Genomic DNA, 17,667 nt, shown 5'->3' with positions numbered 1-17,667 from the left:
GCTTTAAGGGGACTGTATTTCGAGTAGTATTTATAGTGAAAGAGAAAAAATCATTTGTACTTTGTATAAATATCTTTTATACAAAACGAAAAATAATATATTAGATTTATAAATTGTTTACCCGTACCCTTTAACTAACAACGTTAAAGGAGACGCTTATGAAAAAATCTTTTATTTTGATTGTGACCATTGCCATTATAATAGGACTTTCTTATACAAAGCTTTCACTGACGCTTGTCGGTATCGGAATTATTGCCGCTTTTATCGGTACCCTTGCTGGGGGTGCTGGGCTAATTACGATCCCTGCTATGATGCTTGTTGGCATACCTATTCAAACAGGCATTGCTACGAATAAATTTTCATCGGGCATTGCAGCGTTGTCAAGCATCTTTTATCTTCTTTATCATAAAGAGCTTCGTCTAGCATCTATTATGAAATATGTTGCTATAGCCATTGCCGGAGGGGTTTGTGGAGCACTCCTAACAGTATCCATCTCAGAAAAAACAATGAATATTATTGCATGTATTCTACTTGTTTTCGTTCTATTTATAACGTTGAAAAATAAAGAATGGACTGTTAGCTCAGAAGAAAATGACACTAAACACAGCAATAAATTATGGCAGCCATTTTTAATCGCAGTTTATGATGGTGGCTTTGGACCTGGCTCTTCAACCTTCAGCATACTACATTTTTTACGCTATCATTACTCCTACATAAAGGCTGTACAGCTCACACGCGTACTTATATTCGGGAGCTGTACAGGGGCATTTTTGTATTTTACCAAACTGGCTTTATTCAATGGCAATATGCAATAGCGATGGCAATTGGCTCAATTATCGGCTCTCAGCTCGGACTTTTAATTCTACCTAAAATTCCGATAAAAGCAGCTAACATACTACTAATAATCATCATTTCATTACTACTTTTTCAAGTAGCAATAAAAATAATTTAACTACTTAAATGTTCATGAATTAACTTCCATTCATTGTTTAAAACAGTAAAAATATTCGTTGCTCTTCCGCAACCTGATACAAATTTTCCGTTATGATAGCCCTCATAGTGGTATGTATAAATGCAGGTAGCTGATTGTTCATCAACCGTAAGCCACTGGACATCGGTAGCCGAATAAACTTCTTCCCTTATCAAATCCCATGCATTATTGAAATAAGCTCCTATTTCTTCTAAGGTTATGCATGTTTTATCCGAAAACCAATACACTGCTTGCGGATGCAAAATTTCCTTTACGTTATTAAAATCATGAGAATTTGTTGCTGCAATATAGCTCTCCAAAGCTTGTTGATACGGCATTGTAATTTCTCCTTTTTTAACTAATATTAATCGTAATTCTACTACTTAGAAAGATTAATATTCGAAAGAAAATGAAGAGCTCTCAAAAAAGCACCAAAGCAACTAACCATTGTAGAACGCTTGTTCAATAATTTTCGCATCGATGGATCAATAATGTCTGTTACTGCTAAAGTATGGACATTTATAGAAGTAGACGTGACAAGACTATTTCAAGCAGTTTATGATGGAGTAAAGTAAAAGTAAATAAGGAGGATCCCCATGCTCGCTACTATTCAAAAACAACAAAATAGCTATGTCGTGAAATTCAACCGTCCGCTGTCACATTCAGTTGATGCTGTTTGGGCAGTATTAACGGAGAATGATAAGCTTCAAAAATGGATGAATAATTTAGAAATCATTGATCTTCAAAAAAACGGCAAAATCCACTTTAATATGAATGATGGAACAAATGCTTATAAGGAAATAGCAATTACAGACTATGCTGAGAAGAATGTACTCGAATTTAATTGGGGCAAAGATACAGTAAGATTTGAACTCTCCCCTACTAGCAGTGGCTCCATATTAGTATTACTTGAAACGATTGGTGAGCTAACTGACCATACGCCTAAAGATTTAGCCGGCTGGCATATATGCTTAGACCTGCTTTCGGATTTGTTAAACGGAACTGTACATGATGAATTTCCAATGGAAGAATGGCAAAAAAGGTTTGCAGAGTATACGCAGCTTGTGGATGACGTTGAAAAGATTTAAGCATATCACGAATAAAACTCCTAGAGCAGAGATACATGCTCTAGGAGTTTTCATAGTGTTGAAAAACAAAATGGTCAAGGTAGCGTTATATGTAAATGAAGATGATTTACGTTTCAAGCTACTTGCTTTCGCGCGCCCCGAAGTGATCAGGTTCATCTCAGAACTAATCGTGTAAGGTCACTCCTTTCTTTCCCTACCTAAAAACTCTTTTAGTTATTTAAGCTCATTAATTCGCTTCGTCAATTCATTAAACTTTTGATCAAGCATAGCGTAATCCTTATCCTTCGCTGTAAGAAAACTAAGCTTACCAAGTATCTCTTGTCTTTCATTTTCAAGCTTTAAACGAAGAGTTGCTTTATCATCGACTTGAGAAGGCGCGTTATTTCTCCACTTTTTCTCAATACGTTGATTTCTAAGCTCCCACACACTATCTGTTACCTTCTCAAGAAAATATCTATCATGTGAGACAACAAGTAAAGTTCCCTTATATTGCGCTAGCGTTTTTTCTAATTGCTCCCTTGAAGGCAAGTCAAGGTGATTCGTCGGTTCATCTAAAATAAGCACGTTTTTATCCTCTAAAATGTAAGCCATTAGTTTACATTTCACCCGCTCGCCCATGCTCATTTCGCCTATTGGTGCAGTCCAATGTGCTGGCGTAAAGCCTAAATGCTTCATTAAATTTCGAACCTTCCCTTGTTCCTCAAAGGTTTCCTTATTGAAGTATTGCTCAGGTGTCTGATCCAGTGGTAAGTCAAATACTTCCTGCGTTAAATAGCCGATATTCGCGGCAGGAGATATCCAAACCTCTCCTTCTGCATTTAACTGTCCTAAGAGCACCTTTAATAATGTTGTTTTGCCACTACCATTCGATCCAGTAATGGCAATCTTGTCACCAAATTGAGCAATTACGTTTACATCTTTCAATAAAACACGCTGCTCAAAGCACTTCGTTAAATGCTTTGTCTCTAAAAAACGCTTCCCTACCCGTTGATTTGTATCTAAAGAAAAACGAATCTCTTCTTCAGGTTCTACAGCATCAACCTTAGCCTTTTCAAGCTCCTTCTCTAATCGTTTTTTCTTGGATTTAACCTGCGAGTCCATACGTTTTGCTTTTACACGATAAAATTCCTTAAAACCCTCCTGCTTGGTAGACTGGGCATGTGCCTTTTGTGACCAAGATGTGAGCTCCTGCATCTGCGCTTCTATACGTTCAATGTTTTTTTGCTGTTTTTCATAGGCGCGTTGTTGTGTTAGTCTTCGCTGTTCCCTAGCGGCCATATAGCTTGAATAATTGCCACTATGCTCTATGAGTTTTCCTTCTTCTAAAGCCCAAATTTTTGTTGCAATCTCGTCTAAAAAATAGCGGTCATGCGAAACAACAATAATTGCGCCATCGTAATTTTTTATTTGTTCGATGAGCAATGTAGTGCTTTGCTCATCTAAATGATTCGTAGGTTCATCTAGTAAAAGTAATGAAGCCTTTTGTGCAAAACCATCAGCAAGACGCATTTTAAGCTTCTCCCCGCCACTTAAGGCTGAAAATAACACATCCGGTACTTGCCATTTAGCAAGCAAATCAGCCTCGCTCGCAGTTACCTCCAGCGTATTAAAATGTGCGCTCTCCTGTTCTACATAAACAACTTTAGCAGACTGCAACCATCGTAATTGCCCAGCAGATGGCACTATCGAGCCTGCAATCAGCTGCAATAATGTTGATTTACCAGCACCATTCCTACCAATAATGCCAATTACCTCGCCTTCCTTTACGGATGCTATTGCGTGTTCGAAAATTTTTATATCTTTTACTTCATAATGTACATCTTGTAATTTTAAAAGTTCCTTCATGATATCTATTCCTCTCCATTCGGAGGGACAAAAAAATCCCTCCACGTATTTTGGAAGGATTAGTCGCAAAAATATCATACACAAAAAAGCTTATGAAGATAGCTTTGTTTGTGTTCCATTACTAAGCAAGCTACTTCCTATCTGCTTCTAAATAAAACCTTCAGATGGAAAATGAAGCACTTGTAAGTATAGTACAACCTCAAATCGACAAAGCTTCGCCGATACGAAGTGCGCGTTATGGAAAATGGGCAGACTAATCCTATTTTTTGATTCAGTGATGAAATATCAATTTCGCCTTGGCGTAATTGCGTCCGGATTTTGAATTGTGCCCGCACAATTCATTCCTTTGAAAATCCGTGACATCCACCGGAGGCTTTATCTTTATTTAGTAGGTGTTTGAACACCTATTAAACGAAGATAAAATTTCATGTGTAAAAAATAAGATTAGTTAATCATTAGCCACCCATCGTCCCTTCATCATTAATTACAATAATTGTAACATTGTTGTCTTTAAAATAAAAATAATAAAGCTGTAAAATAATTCTTCACCAATTAACATCATACTAATATAAAGTATAGCTATTCAGCAAAACGAGGGGTTGATTTCCGTTCCGACTGGGCGCTTTGTCGCTGACGCTTCGCTTTCGCGCAGAGCAAAGCTTCCTGGGGGCGTTGGACTAACACGATGTTAGTCACGAAGGCGTTATCACAGGACGTGATGCTTTTAGCCTTCGTTCCTCTATTGCTAATCCCCAAGGAGTCGCCCAGTCTCCACTCCAATCAATCACATAGCATATAACTCTATTTAAGGAAGATTTTCATTGGCCATTTTTTCAACACTATGAATCAATAATAAAAATTCCCTATTAATGACACCTTTATTTCATTAACATAGTTTCTTAATACGCTTAATTACCATCTCGAACATTCATACGAGCGAATATTTCTTCTTGCGATGGTTTGGAAGCGCCAACCACTTCTGCTACTCCATCGGAACCCTGCAACAAACTCTCTTCCTACAGCAGTTAGGAAGAACCAAAAGCCTGATCCATTAAACATCCATATATACGTATTTCTAAATAAGCATGATTGAATACCACTTGAACCTATTCCGAATGGTGGAAGTGATGGCGCAAAGCTAGGTGGTGGACCAAGAGGCATTTGACCTGCTGGTGGCGGACCGAAACTAGGTGGTCCAAATGATGGTGGCTGGCCTAAACCAGGCGGGCCAAACGACGGTGGTGGACCAAACGATGGTGGTGGACCAAAACCAGGTAGTCCAAATGATGGTTCGAAACCGGGTTCTGGAAGTGGCATTATTTCTTCATATGGATTGTACAAGATAAACCCCTCCTTTTACATAATTCAATATATGTAAAAGGGCTAATAACCGTTGAGCAATTGCCCATTAGCTTTGCATTCAGTCGTCCTAAACTGTATTCGTATTTTCACGGTTGGTATTGTATAATAAAAGGTATATTTTCCAATAAAAGGGGTGCTTATGCGAAAAATATTTTTACTAATTACTACAATCCTACTGTCCTTTGGGATATGGCTATTTTTCAACTCTTCAAATTCTTCTGCAGATTCAACAAGTATTCAAGACAGGCTAGCTGCTGTTAAGAAGTACAAATATTATTTAGATGCAGGGAACGATAAGATTGGCAAGGAAATGGCTAAAGTAGATTTAGTCATTGTAGAGCCTATCGAAATACAGCAGCAGTATATTAAGCAGGCTCAAAAAAATGGAACATTAATTTATGGCTATATTAACGCAATGGAAGCAGACAAATGGAATTCAGAGTTCTATAGCCGATTGAAAGAAGAGGATTTTTATAAAGACGAGCGTGGAGAAAAGATGTATTTCTCTGAGTGGGATTCGTATTTAATGGATATGACATCTAAACACTATCAAGAGCTTTTGCTAGAAGAAATTCAAAAACAAATTGTTCAAAAAGGATTGGATGGTGTGTTTTTAGATACTGTTGGCAATATCGAGTCCTACTTACCTGAAAAAGAACAGGGCGCGCAAAATGAAGCAATGCTTGCCTTTATAAAAAAAATAAAGCAGCAATATAACGACCTGTCTGTTGCTCAAAATTGGGGTTTTCAAACATTAGCTGATTATACAGCGCCATATGTCGATTTTATTATGTGGGAAAACTTTTCGTATGATGTAGTCGGAAAAGATGAATGGTCGTTGAATATGATGCAGCAATTAGTGCAGATACGAGAAAAATTCGGTACACAGGTGATGACAATCGGATTTAACGATGAAGAAAAAAGTCGTGCCTTAGCTGAAAAATATCATTTTAAATTCTTTCATAGCGCGGCAGGATCATACTACAACACATGGCAGTGATGTCCATCCTCATGGCTTATAATCCTCTCCGTTAAGTAACACTCATCGGAGGGGATTTCTTTGTAATGTAATTATCTCGGCAAATAAGATTGCATTACTCGCCAATCCTCAAGCTTTTCTTCAAAAGATTTAATATTTTTCCCTGGTATTGGACTAGTCGAAGGCATTTTTTGATATGTTCGACCATCTAAAACCTCAAGGCCAATATGCTTTTTAAAAACTTCGAATGCCTTTGCGCCATTAAAAAGCACTAACTCAATATTAGGATAGTGTTCAAAAAACGTTTTAAAATCATTCGGTTTTTCATTACGAATGGCTGCATCTAAGCTTCCTTTACGCTCGCACGATTCTATTGTATCCCAGAGACCAATATGATGATCCTTTAGCAATTTTAATCTTTGCCCATAATCCTGAGGTACATCTATCCCTAATATTCCTCCAATAATCGGCCAAAAGTGATTGCGTGGGTTACCATAATATTGCTGCTTCTCTAATGATTGCTTTCCTGGCATTGAGCCGACAATTAGCACCTTCGTTGACAAATCAATAACTGGCGGTAATACATTTTTAAGTTCATTTGACATGACAATCACTCCTTCCTTATATTGTAGCGGAAATTTTGTGTCAATGTCATTGAAGGGCATGTATCAAATACCAAAAACAGAAGGCTCTTCACCATATCTTGGGGGCGATTTCCTGAGGGCGTCCATCCGGAACGAAAATCAACCTACATACAAAACATACGTTTTTACAAATGTCATCCACATCTTTTGGTGATGGTTTTCCCATTATTTTTAAATAAATCAAGCTTGAGGGCCTTTCTCTATTTGTTGGATATTTATGATAGACTAATTCAAATACGCTCTTTTTGTTAGCATGCAGTCACTTATTTTTCAAATGGACTATAAGTAGAAAAATTGATTACGAATATCAAACTACATAGAGGTGAAATATGAAAAGTTGGTTCCAATCTCTTACAGCTAGAATGATTTTTTTAATAAGTATCCTGATCCTTTTAATATGTGGAATGTTTATGTATCTTTTACAAGAACATATTCGAGATACGACAGAAAAACAGATGGGAATGGAGGCATTAAATATTGCAAAAACCCTCGCATCTATGGAAGAGATCATTACCGCATTTGATAAAGAAAAGCCAAGTGAAATCATTCAACCAATCGTCGAGCCTTTAAGAAAAGAATTTGACGCAGCATTTATTGTCGTTGGAAATTCTGAAGGTATTCGTTATTCACATCCTTTAAAAGATAAAATCGGAGAAAAAATGGTTGGTGGAGACAACGATGCCGCATTGTTAGATAGACAAGCTTATATTTCTAAAACTATAGGGTCATTAGGTGAATCTATTCGAGGTAAAGCCCCCATCATATTAGACAATAAAATTATTGGTGTTGTATCAGTCGGTTTTTTAACAGAAAATATCGACACTACCATCGAAAGTTATATTCACAAATGGATAAAATACACGATTATTATTCTTTTAATAGGAGTATTGGGGGCAATAGTTATTTCCATCTATATAAAAAGATTATTGTTTAATATGGAACCTATTCAAATTGCTAAATTATATCAACAAAACAAGGTCATTTTAGAAACAACAGAAGAAGGGATACTGGCTGTCGATCACTTTAATCAAATTACTACCATTAACAAAAGTGCTTATGAAATGCTAGATTCTACTCACAATAAACCTCTATCAGAATGGATGGGTGCAAAAATTGAACATATTTTTACGCCTAAAATTGTTGCAGAGAAAAACATTCATAATTTAGAGCTACCACTTGATGAGCATATTATCATTTTAAATAAAACGCCTTTAGTTGAAAAGAAAAGGAAAATTGGTTCACTATACACCTTTAGAAAGAAAGTAGATATTCAAAAAATCATTGATGAATTAAAACAGATGAAGCAGTATGCAAATGTTCAACGGGCCTATACTCATGAATTTGCTAATAAGCTTCATATCATTTTAGGTTTACTTGTTCATAAGCATTACAACGAAGCAATTGAATTTATTAAAGAAGAACGAAACATACAACTTAAAAATCAGGCTTTTTTAAATAGCAATGTAACAACCCCTCTTCTACTTGCATTAATTCAGGGGAAAATTGCAGAAGCCGCTGAACTAGGCATCAAACTCGAGCTAAACGAAATTTCTTCATCTATTGAATTATCTAAGCAGCAAGAAAATGCTATCCTAACAGCTCTTGGTAATGTACTTCAAAACGCTATTGAGACTTTGAAAAGCTGGGAATCATCAGATAAAGTGATTCAACTATCGATCAACAATTATAAAAACCATTACTTATTTGAGATTCAAGACAATGGACCAGGTATTGATAACAATATTTACGATAAAATTTTTACAAAGGGTGTATCTACTAAAGAAGGGTTAGATCGCGGACATGGACTTGCTATAAGCAAGAGAGCCCTTCAGGAGATAAATGGGGAAATTTTATTGGATTCAGGTGATTTATCAGGAGCATGTTTTTTAATTATAGTTCCTAAAGGAGACATTGAGCATGACAACATTAAAAAGTGTATGGATTATTGAAGATGACTTTAGAGTAGCAAAAATTCATGCCGATTATGTTCATAATATGGAAGGATTTATCGTCACTGAAAATTTACGCACAGGAAAAGAAACGATTGAAAAGCTGGAGATGACTTCTAGCTTACCAGAAATTATATTAACAGATTTATATATTCCGGATGTTGAAGGTAGCTCATTAGTAAGCCATATACGTCACCTCTATCCGTCTATAAAAATTGTCGTAATCTCAGCAGCAACTGAAGTAAGTTTAATAAGGGATGTATTGGACTTAGGAATTTTAGATTATTTAATAAAACCCTTTGAAGAGCAGCGACTTCAACGCGCATTTCAGAAATATTTGCAGGAACTTCGATTATTTCAAAATAGCAAAAATGTCACTCAAAATGACCTTAACTCATTATTTTATAGTGAATCAAACAATAAAGTAGAAGATGAAGAATCGTTTGTAAAAGGGATTGATTTGCACACATTACAAATTGTTAAAAGTATTTTTGAAGATCTCAAAACCCAGGAGCTTACAGCCTCACAATTAAGTGAACTCATCGGTTCTAGTCGTTCAACAGCTCGCCGTTATTTAGAATACTTAGTTGGCGAGCAGTTTTTACAGACAAAACTAATTTACGGCACCGTTGGAAGACCTGAACGGAAATATGTATATCATGGAACTTATGAACAAAACTAATAGTATGCTCTTTATTTAACATATGACTATATTATTTTCCTCTCTTTAGCACTATGTTATTTTTTAAATAATCTGAATGATTGAACACAAAGGGAGGAAATGTTTTTGAGTCTAAGTATAATAGGATTTTTAACAATTATTATTATTGTTGCTCTACTTATTAGTGGTCGAGTATCACCACTTGTAGCAATGGTTATACCACCTATTGTAGCAGCATTTATAGCTGGCTTTAATTTCGATGAATTAGGAGAATTCTTTAGTTCTGGATTAAGCTCTGTGATGAACGTAGCTGTTATGTTTATCTTTGCAATTATTTTCTTTGGTATTATGCAGGATGTAGGATTATTCGAGCCATTGATCAATAAAATGATTGCGCTTTCAAAAGGTAATATTATTGTTGTTGCAGTAATAACAGTGATCATTGCTGTAGTGGCGCAACTAGATGGTTCTGGAGCTTCAACATTTTTAATTACAATTCCAGCATTATTACCTTTATATTTACGTTTACGCATGAATCCATATCTATTGTTGTTATTAGTTGGAGGAGCTGCAGCAGTTATTAATATGATTCCTTGGGGTGGTCCATTAGGTCGTGTTGCTTCAGTTTTAGAAACGGATGTAACTGAACTTTGGTATCCTTTAATCACTATTCAAATCATTGGTGTCGTGTTAATGATAGCCTTAGCGGTGTTCCTTGGTTTTAGAGAAAAGAAGCGTATTCTAAAACAATACGGTACCCTTGACTTCACAAATGATGATCACGCTATTACACAAGGTGTTGTTTCATCAGAAGTAGACACAAGCTTACAACGACCAAAGCTATTGTGGATTAATGCAATTGTTACTGTTCTTGTTATCGGAATTTTAGTTGCAGGTATTTTACCAGCAGGATTAGCCTTTTTAATTGGTGTGGCCATCGCCTTGCCAATCAACTATCGTTCTCCTAAAGAACAAATGGAACGTGTACGAGCACATGCTCCGAATGCTTTAACGATGGCGTCTATCATCATTGCCGCTGGACTATTCTTAGGCATACTTAATGGTACAGGGATGTTAACTGCGATTGCCAACAATGCTGTAAACATTCTACCATCAGCCCTATCATCTTATTTACATATCATTATTGGGGTATTAGGGGTACCATTTGATTTATTACTAAGTACGGATGCATATTACTTCGCTTTATTCCCTGTAGTTGAACAGATTGGCTTATCTTTCGATATTGATTCTCTTTCAACTGCCTATGCCATGATTATTGGTAATATTGTAGGTACATTTGTATCGCCACTTGCCCCTGCTGTTTGGTTAGCTTTAGGCTTATCAGGCTTAGAAATGGGGAAACACTTAAAATACTCTTTCTTCTGGATGTGGGGATTGAGCATTACTTTACTATTCATTGCTGTAGCAATAGGAATTATTGCTATCTAAATTAATTAGTGTAATAGTTGTCGTAAATTGTTCGGCAACTGGTTATTTTATATCACCATAACGTGGGGTTGATTTCCGTTCCGACCGGGCGCTTTGTCGCTGACGCTTCGCTTTCGCGCAGAGCAAAGCTTCCTGGGGGCGTCCGATGAGCCGCTTCACTCGCAGAGCTCGCTCCAGGGTCTCATCTGTGACGCTGATCCCCAAGGAGTCGCCCAGTCTCCACTCCAATCAACTCATCCTCATTACATACGTTTCAACAAAATTTCATCGCCAACTTTCGGTGATGAACCTTTTACTTAGGTATTGATTATAGAGGAAAATCAGAGCCAGCAAGTATTTCCTCCGAACTTTTTACATGCAGTTTATTGGATGAATGATTTTTTATATAGGTCCTTACTATTTCATAGCCAATGCAATACCCCATCCATTGAGGAAGCTTTCCACCATATAAAAATTCAACATGATTGTTTAATCCTTGCTTATTGATTTGAGGTAAAAAATGCCCCCTCCAAATTTCTAGCATCTTATCCAATGAGTAGTTCCTCAACCATGGTGCTAACCATTTATCCCCGTAGATCTCCTCTACTGCACATTCTGCTAATCCCTCTAAAATTAAAGAATCTAACAGTGTCACTTCGTCTAGAGATTTATTTAAATATTGCAGACGACAAACATGATTATACTCATGGGCAAATAACGCTTTAAGCTCCTGCTTTTCAAGCTCTCCTATATATAAAAAAAGAGCATTGGGATAGGCAACACCGTTTTTCTTAGTAATCGTTTGCTCCTGTGTGATTGGGAAGATATAGATTGGTATATTCGGACCGCTCCATCTTTCCTTTAAATAGTTAAATTCCTTCTGTACTACTTCCCAAACGTTTTGTTTTTTTAACTTGTTAATGTCTATTTTTTCATGCGACTGAAAAAGCCCCTGTTGCTGAAGTTCAAATTGTATTTCACCTGGAGATCCACCAATAAAAATCTCTACTAAACGACTGCAAAGAATAGAGCGTTGTAAGTCCTCAAGATTTTTACTATCATTGAGCCTTTGACTAGCTATTAATTTATCGAGCCACTCATCTGTTGGAATTACCGACATACATTCCCCCCTTACTATAGCTTATGTCTGAAGTAGTCAATCGGCTAGTGATAATGTTTGCAACCGCATATATTAGCTTGTAAGGAAGTCGAAAGGAGGGATAGTTTGTGAATCCAGCTGATACTTACAATCTTTGCTGTAGATATCATGGTAAACGTGTAAGAATTACAGAAGCAAGTGGCAGAGTACATTATGGAGAAATAACTAGGGTGGATAGAAGACAGGTGTGGATTCTACCTGATAGACGATTTGGCGGTTATGGTTTAGGTTACTGGGGTTGGGGAGGACGAGGAGAAGGTTTTGGCTTTGGAATAGCATTTGGATTAATTGCCGGAATTGCACTAGCACCACTATTATTTTGGTAATATCGAAATGACTACTAATTATACTATCCGCTGCGCGATGACAGACTCTGTCATGGAAAAAAATAAGCCATTTCAATCTGTTGAGATGGCTTATTTTCCTTATTGCACTTGCTCTTGTTGCTGTTTGCTTTTAATCAACTCGGATATTGTGACAAATGTATAACCTTGTTTTTTAAGTTCTGGTAAGATTTCTTCCAGTGCCTTAATAGTCTGCGTACGATCGCCGCCTCCATCATGGAACAAAATAACATCTCCAGGCCTCGACCCATTCATCACTTTTTGGACAATTTTGTTGACACCTGGCTGTTTCCAATCTTGAGTATCCTGATGCCAAGACCACATAACTACTTTGTATCCATCCTTTACAGCGGCATTAATCATTTGATCATTATAGTAACCACCTACAGGACGGAACAAAATTGGTGCAAATCCAGTAATACCATAAATTATTGCCTTTGTCTTACGCAGTTGTGCCTGTAATTCAGCTACGGAAGCTTTAAACGGATGTGAATACGTATGATTGGCCAGCTCATGCCCTTCAGAATAAGATCGTAAAACAAGGTCCGGATATTTTTCTGCATTTTTTCCAATAATAAAAAACGTCGCCTTTGCATCATACTTTGCCAATAAATCTAAAATAGCTGCCGTATATTTTGGATGAGGTCCATCGTCAAAGGTTAGAGCAATTATTTTGTCTTTTGTGTTAATGTCCCACACAACTTCCCCTGTCTCCTCATAATAAGGTCGACCTTTATCCGCATAAGTTGTTAGCTCTGTAAAAAATACCGATACGATTAAAAAACAAAGGGATAAAACCAATACATATTTACGTGTCATAAGCATCACCTCCCAAGTTCAAATTCACATAACTCCGTCAACTTACTATTTACGAATTACAATGAATTATACTTGTATAGGTTTGGCTGTTTTCTCTTCTTAACTATGTCAAAATCTATATGCATAAAAATTCAATAAATTTCCTATTATATTTTGAACAAAATGTGAAAACAATCACATAGTACTTTATTTTTCCACTGATTGATGTAAAATAAAAAACATAACTGATATATAACAACAAGATAAAAATTAATTATTTAGACAGTTGTTATAGCACAAAACAACAAAGGGGCTTTTTCATTATGTGGATAATTACAGTTTTTGAACAAAATACTTATCGTATGTTCGAGTATAAAACTAAAAACGAGGCAACGGTTGCATTAAAAAATTTCAAGCAAACAGCTATGCTTTCTTATACAAAATAATTTTAAAGGATCAACCTTATAAAACGGGTTGATTCTTTTATTTTGTTGGAAATTATTGTATCAATAAAATTTCAGCAATTATATCTGTACGAAAGCGTAGTGCTAACAAAGAATACATATATACCGTTCGTTTTAGGTAACAAATAATTTTTTGTGAAAATGTCGAACACCTTTTTATCTATCGCCATATGTATATAGAGAAAAGGAGTGATTTCGGATGGTGATAATTGAGCCTATTATGATTAAAGGCCATTTTTTCACTGCAGTAGTTGTTCAATTGCCAAAAACAACACTGCTGACAATTTCAAATGATACGGGCTACATTATGTGTGGGGCTTTAGATGTTGGTCTATTAAATGATCGTTTAGCAGACCGGAAGATTATTGCTGGCCGAGCAGTTGGTGTGAAAACAATTGATGAGCTATTGACGGCTCCATTAGAATCCGTGACATATGAAGCGCATCAACTTGGTATTACTGAAGGAATGTCTGGCGTAGAAGCGTTATTAAAAATGGTATAACAGATATTTTTGTGCATAAATAAAGCGTCAAGGCAATCAATTATGCCTCGGCATAATTGCGTCCGGAATCGGCTTTGTGCTTGCACAAAGAACTCCTTTCCGATTCCGTGACATCCGCCGGAGGCTTTAACTTCTTTCAGCGGATGTTTGGACACCCGACTTAAAATTGCATTCATCCCACCGCCTATAGAGGTGGGAGATTTCTGCTGAAAGAAGTTAAACTAGACGCTTTTTCTTCATTATAAAACTCATATTAAACGACTTTCATCTTGCATAGTATGAGCCTTTCGAAAGGTGGTATTCTATGTATTATACAAATGTCGGTCAGCAAACTTCTCACGTACCACGTGTTATAGTTGTGACTGGAACCGGAAAAGTAATGGCTAAAGCAGGCTATGTCCAGCTTCAAGTAGAGGTCAGTACACAAGGGAAAAATGTACAAGATGCACAGCAAGAAAATGCGATGATTATGAATCGTGTCATACAATCCATTTTAGCTCTTCATATCCCAAAAGAACATATCCAAACGGCAAGCTACAATATTGCACCTCATTCTGAATTTGAGAACAGTAAACAAGTTTTTAAAGGCTATGAAGTGACAAATGCCATTACCGTTAAAGTAACTGATACAAATCAGGTTGGTGCAGTCATTGATACAGCTGTGCAAAATGGTGCAAATCGCATTCCCTCTATACATTTTAACATTGAAAATACGGATGCATACTACCAGCAGGCACTCAGCCTAGCTCTTAAAAATGCCCAAATGAAAGCCAAAACAATTGCCGAGACGATGCATTTGCCTATCCAGCCCCAGCCAATCGAAATCATTGAGGAACATGAAATTGAACCAGCCCTGTATAGATCCATGACGACAGTTGATTCCACCATTTCTACACCTATTGAACAAAGTCTATTGACTATTAATGCGACTGTCCGAGTGAAGTTTCAATAATCAATTATGCCTCGGCATAATTGCGTCCGGAGGCTTTGGGCCAACAGATGTTTTATTGCGCGAAAGCGAAGCGTCAGCGGCAGATGTTTTTTGTGCGAAAGCGCAGTGCTAACGTAGCGGCAGCAACAAGATGTTGGTCACTCAGTCGTTGCCACAGGACGTGGCGTTTTTAGACTGAGTTCCTCTATTTCAGCGGATGTTTGGACACCCGCTGAAAGAAGTTAAATGAGCCTTCTGCCTCATACCATGAAGGCTCTTAAAGTTATTGAAGCTTGTAGTTAAATTCAAATGTATTTTTTTCTAGACATATTACTTCATCAAAGGTTTTAAAAATGATATCAAAATGCTGACTATACGAATGCATAAACAATTCATATTGAATTCTACGTTCTTCATGCGACTGCATTAAATAATTGATATCAGTTCCCCTTTCAAGTACATCACGGCCCGACCTTCTCTTTAATTCCGTCTCACCATCTGTATAAAAATAAATTTTTAAATCAAATAACTTAGGATTAATAAATGCTACACTCATTCCCTCAACTATGGTTACTTTAGTTTTTGAAGAAATTAACGCACTTTTCATATAATGCGTATCAATTGTCAATAAATCCAGACCTTCTCTAACCATCTGAATATCTCTTTCCAAAGAAGGTAAATGATGTGCCGCTGGATGGCAAGCGGTCATTTTAAAATGATGCTGTGCGTTTCGAAAAGTATAGTTGATAATTGTATGCTTGCGTATATCCGAACTAACAATATACGGGTCTGTATTAATATAATTCACTTCACTTTGGTTTAAACAGTTAATAAGCTTATTGGCAAACGTTGTTTTTCCTGCTGCACCATGTCCTGAAATACCAATGACGATTGGTTTATCTTCCTTGTTGGCCCAAGTAATGATCTCTTGCAATAACCTGTCCATCTCTCTCCCCCCACTACCGCTTCCTTTTATCACAAAATATATTTACACAAAATTCCATTTAATTTTAATCATTCCCATATACGTTCTAGAGTCACTTCATGATCCTTAATACTTAGCTGAAAAACATCTGGATTATTTAGACGTGTCCAAAATTGAAAGTCAACATCGCTATTATAATTTTTCAAAAGTAAGGTAATTATATTTCCATGACTAACGATAATTGTATGTTCGGACTCACTTTTGAAAGTTTCCTCAACGACGTTAACGATACGTTCCATCGCTTCGTTACTTGACTCTCCACTATCAAATTTCAAATCCAAATCAGTAAAAGTCGCTTGAAGCTTATTATACCAATCTGGTAAATCTCTAGTGCTTAAAATGCGTTCTGAAAGGCGTTCATCAATTTCAACATTTATATTTTCCCTCTTACTTAGCGGTTCTATAGTTTGAATTGCTCGTAAAAAGGGACTAGCAATAATTCGATCAATTTTTTTGTCAGTGAAAAACTCGGCTAAAACTTCAGCCTGGTGAAAGCCCTGTTCTGTTAAAGAAGCATCCAGCGACTGTCCCTTAGCTTCGCAATGTCTTATTACATAGATATGTTTAGCCATTTCTAACCTCCTAGAGGAAATATGGAGAACCGATATCATTGTTATTAACTACAATATCTGCATTTTGTTGTAGTTCATGTTCTTTGGTCTCTGCATTTATTTTACAGTTATTATTCCGCCTTTGCTAATTAATTCCAACTTGTTTGACGCATCACCAATCTTACCTTTCTTTAATTGATCCGTATGTTCTTCCTTCTGGTAACCTTCTAAATTAACGCTTATGTCAGATGATTCACTGTTCGCTATAAGCTCTAATGATTTTGGTGCCTCTTTGTATGATAGTGTAATATCTCCTGAAGTAGTTTCTACAAATAGTGCTTTTCCTTCGATGATTTCTTTCATTAAGACTTCACCGCTAGTCGAAGTAATTTTCGTTTTCGGACTGTTGACTCTAGTAATATAGCTATCACCGTTTGTAGCGGTTATTGTTAATTCATTTAGAGAACTGTCTACGATACTCAATTCACCATCTTTTGATGTAATTGTACCTTTATCAGCCGATAATCCTTTAATGATTTTAGCGCCAGAATCCGTTGAAATCAAAAGTTCTTCCGTTTCAATGTTGTTAATTTTGATATCACCATAACTATTTTTTAATGCAATCTTACTCACTGCATTTTTAGGGATAGAAATGTGAATAGTTTCTTTTTTTCCAAAGCTAAAGTTTTTCATAAGTCCTTCTCCATTGTCTTGTTGAAATACCTTTACTTTATTTCCGTCTTTCTTAATTTCAACAGGATTGCTTTGCTGCTTTTGTTGTTGCTTACCTTCAAATTCAATTGTTAGTTTATCAGATTCTGTATTTTCTAATGCTATATTCCAGGACTCTATGTTTAGTTCTAGTTCTTCAATTTGCTTAACATCAAAGGACTGCTCTTCATTGATACTCTTTTCTCCATTTATTTTAAGGGTGAAGAATATTCCTCCTACTGCAATAGCGAATATTAAGGCTATGATTGCTTTTTTCACTTTACATCCTCATTTCT

Annotated in this window: 18 protein-coding genes and 1 pseudogene; 10 read left to right on the top strand and 9 right to left on the bottom strand. The window is 36.4% G+C overall.

The features are described 5' to 3' along the window. Window positions 1–158 precede the first annotated feature (158 nt). Window positions 159–952: pseudogene (locus ACQKOF_RS03890) on the top strand (sulfite exporter TauE/SafE family protein). On the opposite strand, the gene ACQKOF_RS03885 reads toward ACQKOF_RS03890, so the two are convergent. Beyond that, window positions 949–1,308 carry a YybH family protein gene (locus ACQKOF_RS03885; protein WP_427553893.1) on the bottom strand — a complete coding sequence of 120 codons (360 nt, stop codon included), beginning with the start codon at window positions 1,306–1,308 and terminating at the stop codon, window positions 949–951. The pseudogene ACQKOF_RS03890 and the gene ACQKOF_RS03885 sit on opposite strands and share 4 nt — an antisense overlap. A 258-nt stretch (window positions 1,309–1,566) precedes the next feature. On the opposite strand from ACQKOF_RS03885, the gene ACQKOF_RS03880 reads away from it, so the two are divergent. Beyond that, window positions 1,567–2,058, top strand: a complete 492-nt coding sequence (locus tag ACQKOF_RS03880; protein WP_427553891.1) for an SRPBCC family protein — start codon at window positions 1,567–1,569, stop codon at window positions 2,056–2,058. A gap of 213 nt (window positions 2,059–2,271) precedes the next feature. On the opposite strand, the gene abc-f is transcribed toward ACQKOF_RS03880, so the two are convergent. Together abc-f and ACQKOF_RS03870 are read right to left on the bottom strand one after the other, a co-directional pair. After that, on the bottom strand, window positions 2,272–3,903 hold the full coding sequence (gene abc-f, locus ACQKOF_RS03875) for a ribosomal protection-like ABC-F family protein (protein ID WP_427553889.1): 1,632 nt from the start codon (window positions 3,901–3,903) through the stop codon (window positions 2,272–2,274). A 912-nt stretch (window positions 3,904–4,815) separates the two neighbouring features. Beyond that, on the bottom strand, window positions 4,816–5,244 hold the full coding sequence (locus ACQKOF_RS03870) for a hypothetical protein (RefSeq protein WP_427553887.1): 429 nt from the start codon (window positions 5,242–5,244) through the stop codon (window positions 4,816–4,818). Between the two features lie 160 nt (window positions 5,245–5,404). Here ACQKOF_RS03870 and ACQKOF_RS03865 point away from each other — a divergent pair, with 160 nt between their 5' ends. Then, window positions 5,405–6,265: an endo alpha-1,4 polygalactosaminidase gene (locus tag ACQKOF_RS03865; protein WP_427553885.1), complete on the top strand. Its 861-nt coding sequence runs from the start codon at window positions 5,405–5,407 to the stop codon at window positions 6,263–6,265. Window positions 6,266–6,336: 71 nt separating this feature from the next. On the opposite strand, the gene ACQKOF_RS03860 is transcribed toward ACQKOF_RS03865, so the two are convergent. After that, window positions 6,337–6,849, bottom strand: coding sequence for a DNA-deoxyinosine glycosylase (locus ACQKOF_RS03860; RefSeq protein ID WP_427553883.1), 513 nt, complete (start codon window positions 6,847–6,849; stop codon window positions 6,337–6,339). Window positions 6,850–7,298: 449 nt separating this feature from the next. Here ACQKOF_RS03860 and ACQKOF_RS03855 point away from each other — a divergent pair, with 449 nt between their 5' ends. From ACQKOF_RS03855 to ACQKOF_RS03845, 3 genes are all read left to right on the top strand, one after another. Next, the gene (locus ACQKOF_RS03855; RefSeq protein ID WP_427553881.1) at window positions 7,299–8,837 is read left to right on the top strand and encodes an ATP-binding protein; all 1,539 of its coding nucleotides are present in this window, start codon (window positions 7,299–7,301) and stop codon (window positions 8,835–8,837) included. Next, window positions 8,806–9,519, top strand: coding sequence for a response regulator (locus ACQKOF_RS03850; RefSeq protein WP_427553879.1), 714 nt, complete (start codon window positions 8,806–8,808; stop codon window positions 9,517–9,519). Before ACQKOF_RS03855 ends, ACQKOF_RS03850 begins: the two co-directional genes overlap by 32 nt. Before the next feature lie 105 nt (window positions 9,520–9,624). Further along, window positions 9,625–10,947, top strand: a complete 1,323-nt coding sequence (locus ACQKOF_RS03845; RefSeq protein WP_427553877.1) for a CitMHS family transporter — start codon at window positions 9,625–9,627, stop codon at window positions 10,945–10,947. Window positions 10,948–11,254: 307 nt separating this feature from the next. On the opposite strand, the gene ACQKOF_RS03840 is transcribed toward ACQKOF_RS03845, so the two are convergent. After that, window positions 11,255–12,046 (bottom strand): DUF2268 domain-containing protein, encoded by a 792-nt coding sequence (locus tag ACQKOF_RS03840; RefSeq protein WP_427553875.1) that lies wholly within the window; start codon window positions 12,044–12,046, stop codon window positions 11,255–11,257. A 107-nt stretch (window positions 12,047–12,153) separates the two neighbouring features. Between ACQKOF_RS03840 and ACQKOF_RS03835 the strand changes: the two genes are divergently transcribed. Then, a complete protein-coding gene (locus ACQKOF_RS03835) occupies window positions 12,154–12,411 on the top strand; it encodes a hypothetical protein (protein ID WP_427553873.1) in 258 nt (85 codons plus the stop codon). Between the two features lie 99 nt (window positions 12,412–12,510). Here ACQKOF_RS03835 and ACQKOF_RS03830 read toward each other — a convergent pair whose 3' ends face one another. After that, window positions 12,511–13,248: a polysaccharide deacetylase family protein gene (locus tag ACQKOF_RS03830; RefSeq protein ID WP_427553871.1), complete on the bottom strand. Its 738-nt coding sequence runs from the start codon at window positions 13,246–13,248 to the stop codon at window positions 12,511–12,513. A gap of 302 nt (window positions 13,249–13,550) precedes the next feature. On the opposite strand from ACQKOF_RS03830, the gene ACQKOF_RS03825 reads away from it, so the two are divergent. The 3 genes from ACQKOF_RS03825 to ACQKOF_RS03815 all read left to right on the top strand — a co-directional run bounded on the left by ACQKOF_RS03825 (window position 13,551) and on the right by ACQKOF_RS03815 (window position 15,145). Next, entirely contained in the window at window positions 13,551–13,673 is a 123-nt protein-coding gene (locus ACQKOF_RS03825; protein ID WP_256469487.1) for a hypothetical protein, read from the top strand. A gap of 217 nt (window positions 13,674–13,890) precedes the next feature. Then, window positions 13,891–14,193: a YunC family protein gene (locus ACQKOF_RS03820; RefSeq protein WP_049663111.1), complete on the top strand. Its 303-nt coding sequence runs from the start codon at window positions 13,891–13,893 to the stop codon at window positions 14,191–14,193. Window positions 14,194–14,497: 304 nt separating this feature from the next. After that, window positions 14,498–15,145, top strand: coding sequence for an SIMPL domain-containing protein (locus ACQKOF_RS03815; RefSeq protein WP_427553869.1), 648 nt, complete (start codon window positions 14,498–14,500; stop codon window positions 15,143–15,145). Between the two features lie 262 nt (window positions 15,146–15,407). On the opposite strand, the gene ACQKOF_RS03810 is transcribed toward ACQKOF_RS03815, so the two are convergent. The 3 genes from ACQKOF_RS03810 to ACQKOF_RS03800 all read right to left on the bottom strand — a co-directional run bounded on the left by ACQKOF_RS03810 (window position 15,408) and on the right by ACQKOF_RS03800 (window position 17,650). Continuing rightward, the gene (locus tag ACQKOF_RS03810; protein WP_427553867.1) at window positions 15,408–16,070 is read right to left on the bottom strand and encodes a uridine kinase family protein; all 663 of its coding nucleotides are present in this window, start codon (window positions 16,068–16,070) and stop codon (window positions 15,408–15,410) included. A gap of 68 nt (window positions 16,071–16,138) precedes the next feature. Further along, window positions 16,139–16,681, bottom strand: coding sequence for a histidine phosphatase family protein (locus ACQKOF_RS03805; protein WP_427553865.1), 543 nt, complete (start codon window positions 16,679–16,681; stop codon window positions 16,139–16,141). A 96-nt stretch (window positions 16,682–16,777) separates the two neighbouring features. Next, on the bottom strand, window positions 16,778–17,650 hold the full coding sequence (locus ACQKOF_RS03800; protein ID WP_427553863.1) for a DUF4097 family beta strand repeat-containing protein: 873 nt from the start codon (window positions 17,648–17,650) through the stop codon (window positions 16,778–16,780). Window positions 17,651–17,667: the final 17 nt, after the last annotated feature.

The organism is Lysinibacillus sp. NPDC093190, from assembly GCF_050280425.1.
Lineage (GTDB): Bacteria > Bacillota > Bacilli > Bacillales_A > Planococcaceae > Lysinibacillus.
The sequence above is the reverse complement of the archived record's forward strand: the minus strand, read 5'-3'. Positions and strand labels throughout refer to the sequence as shown.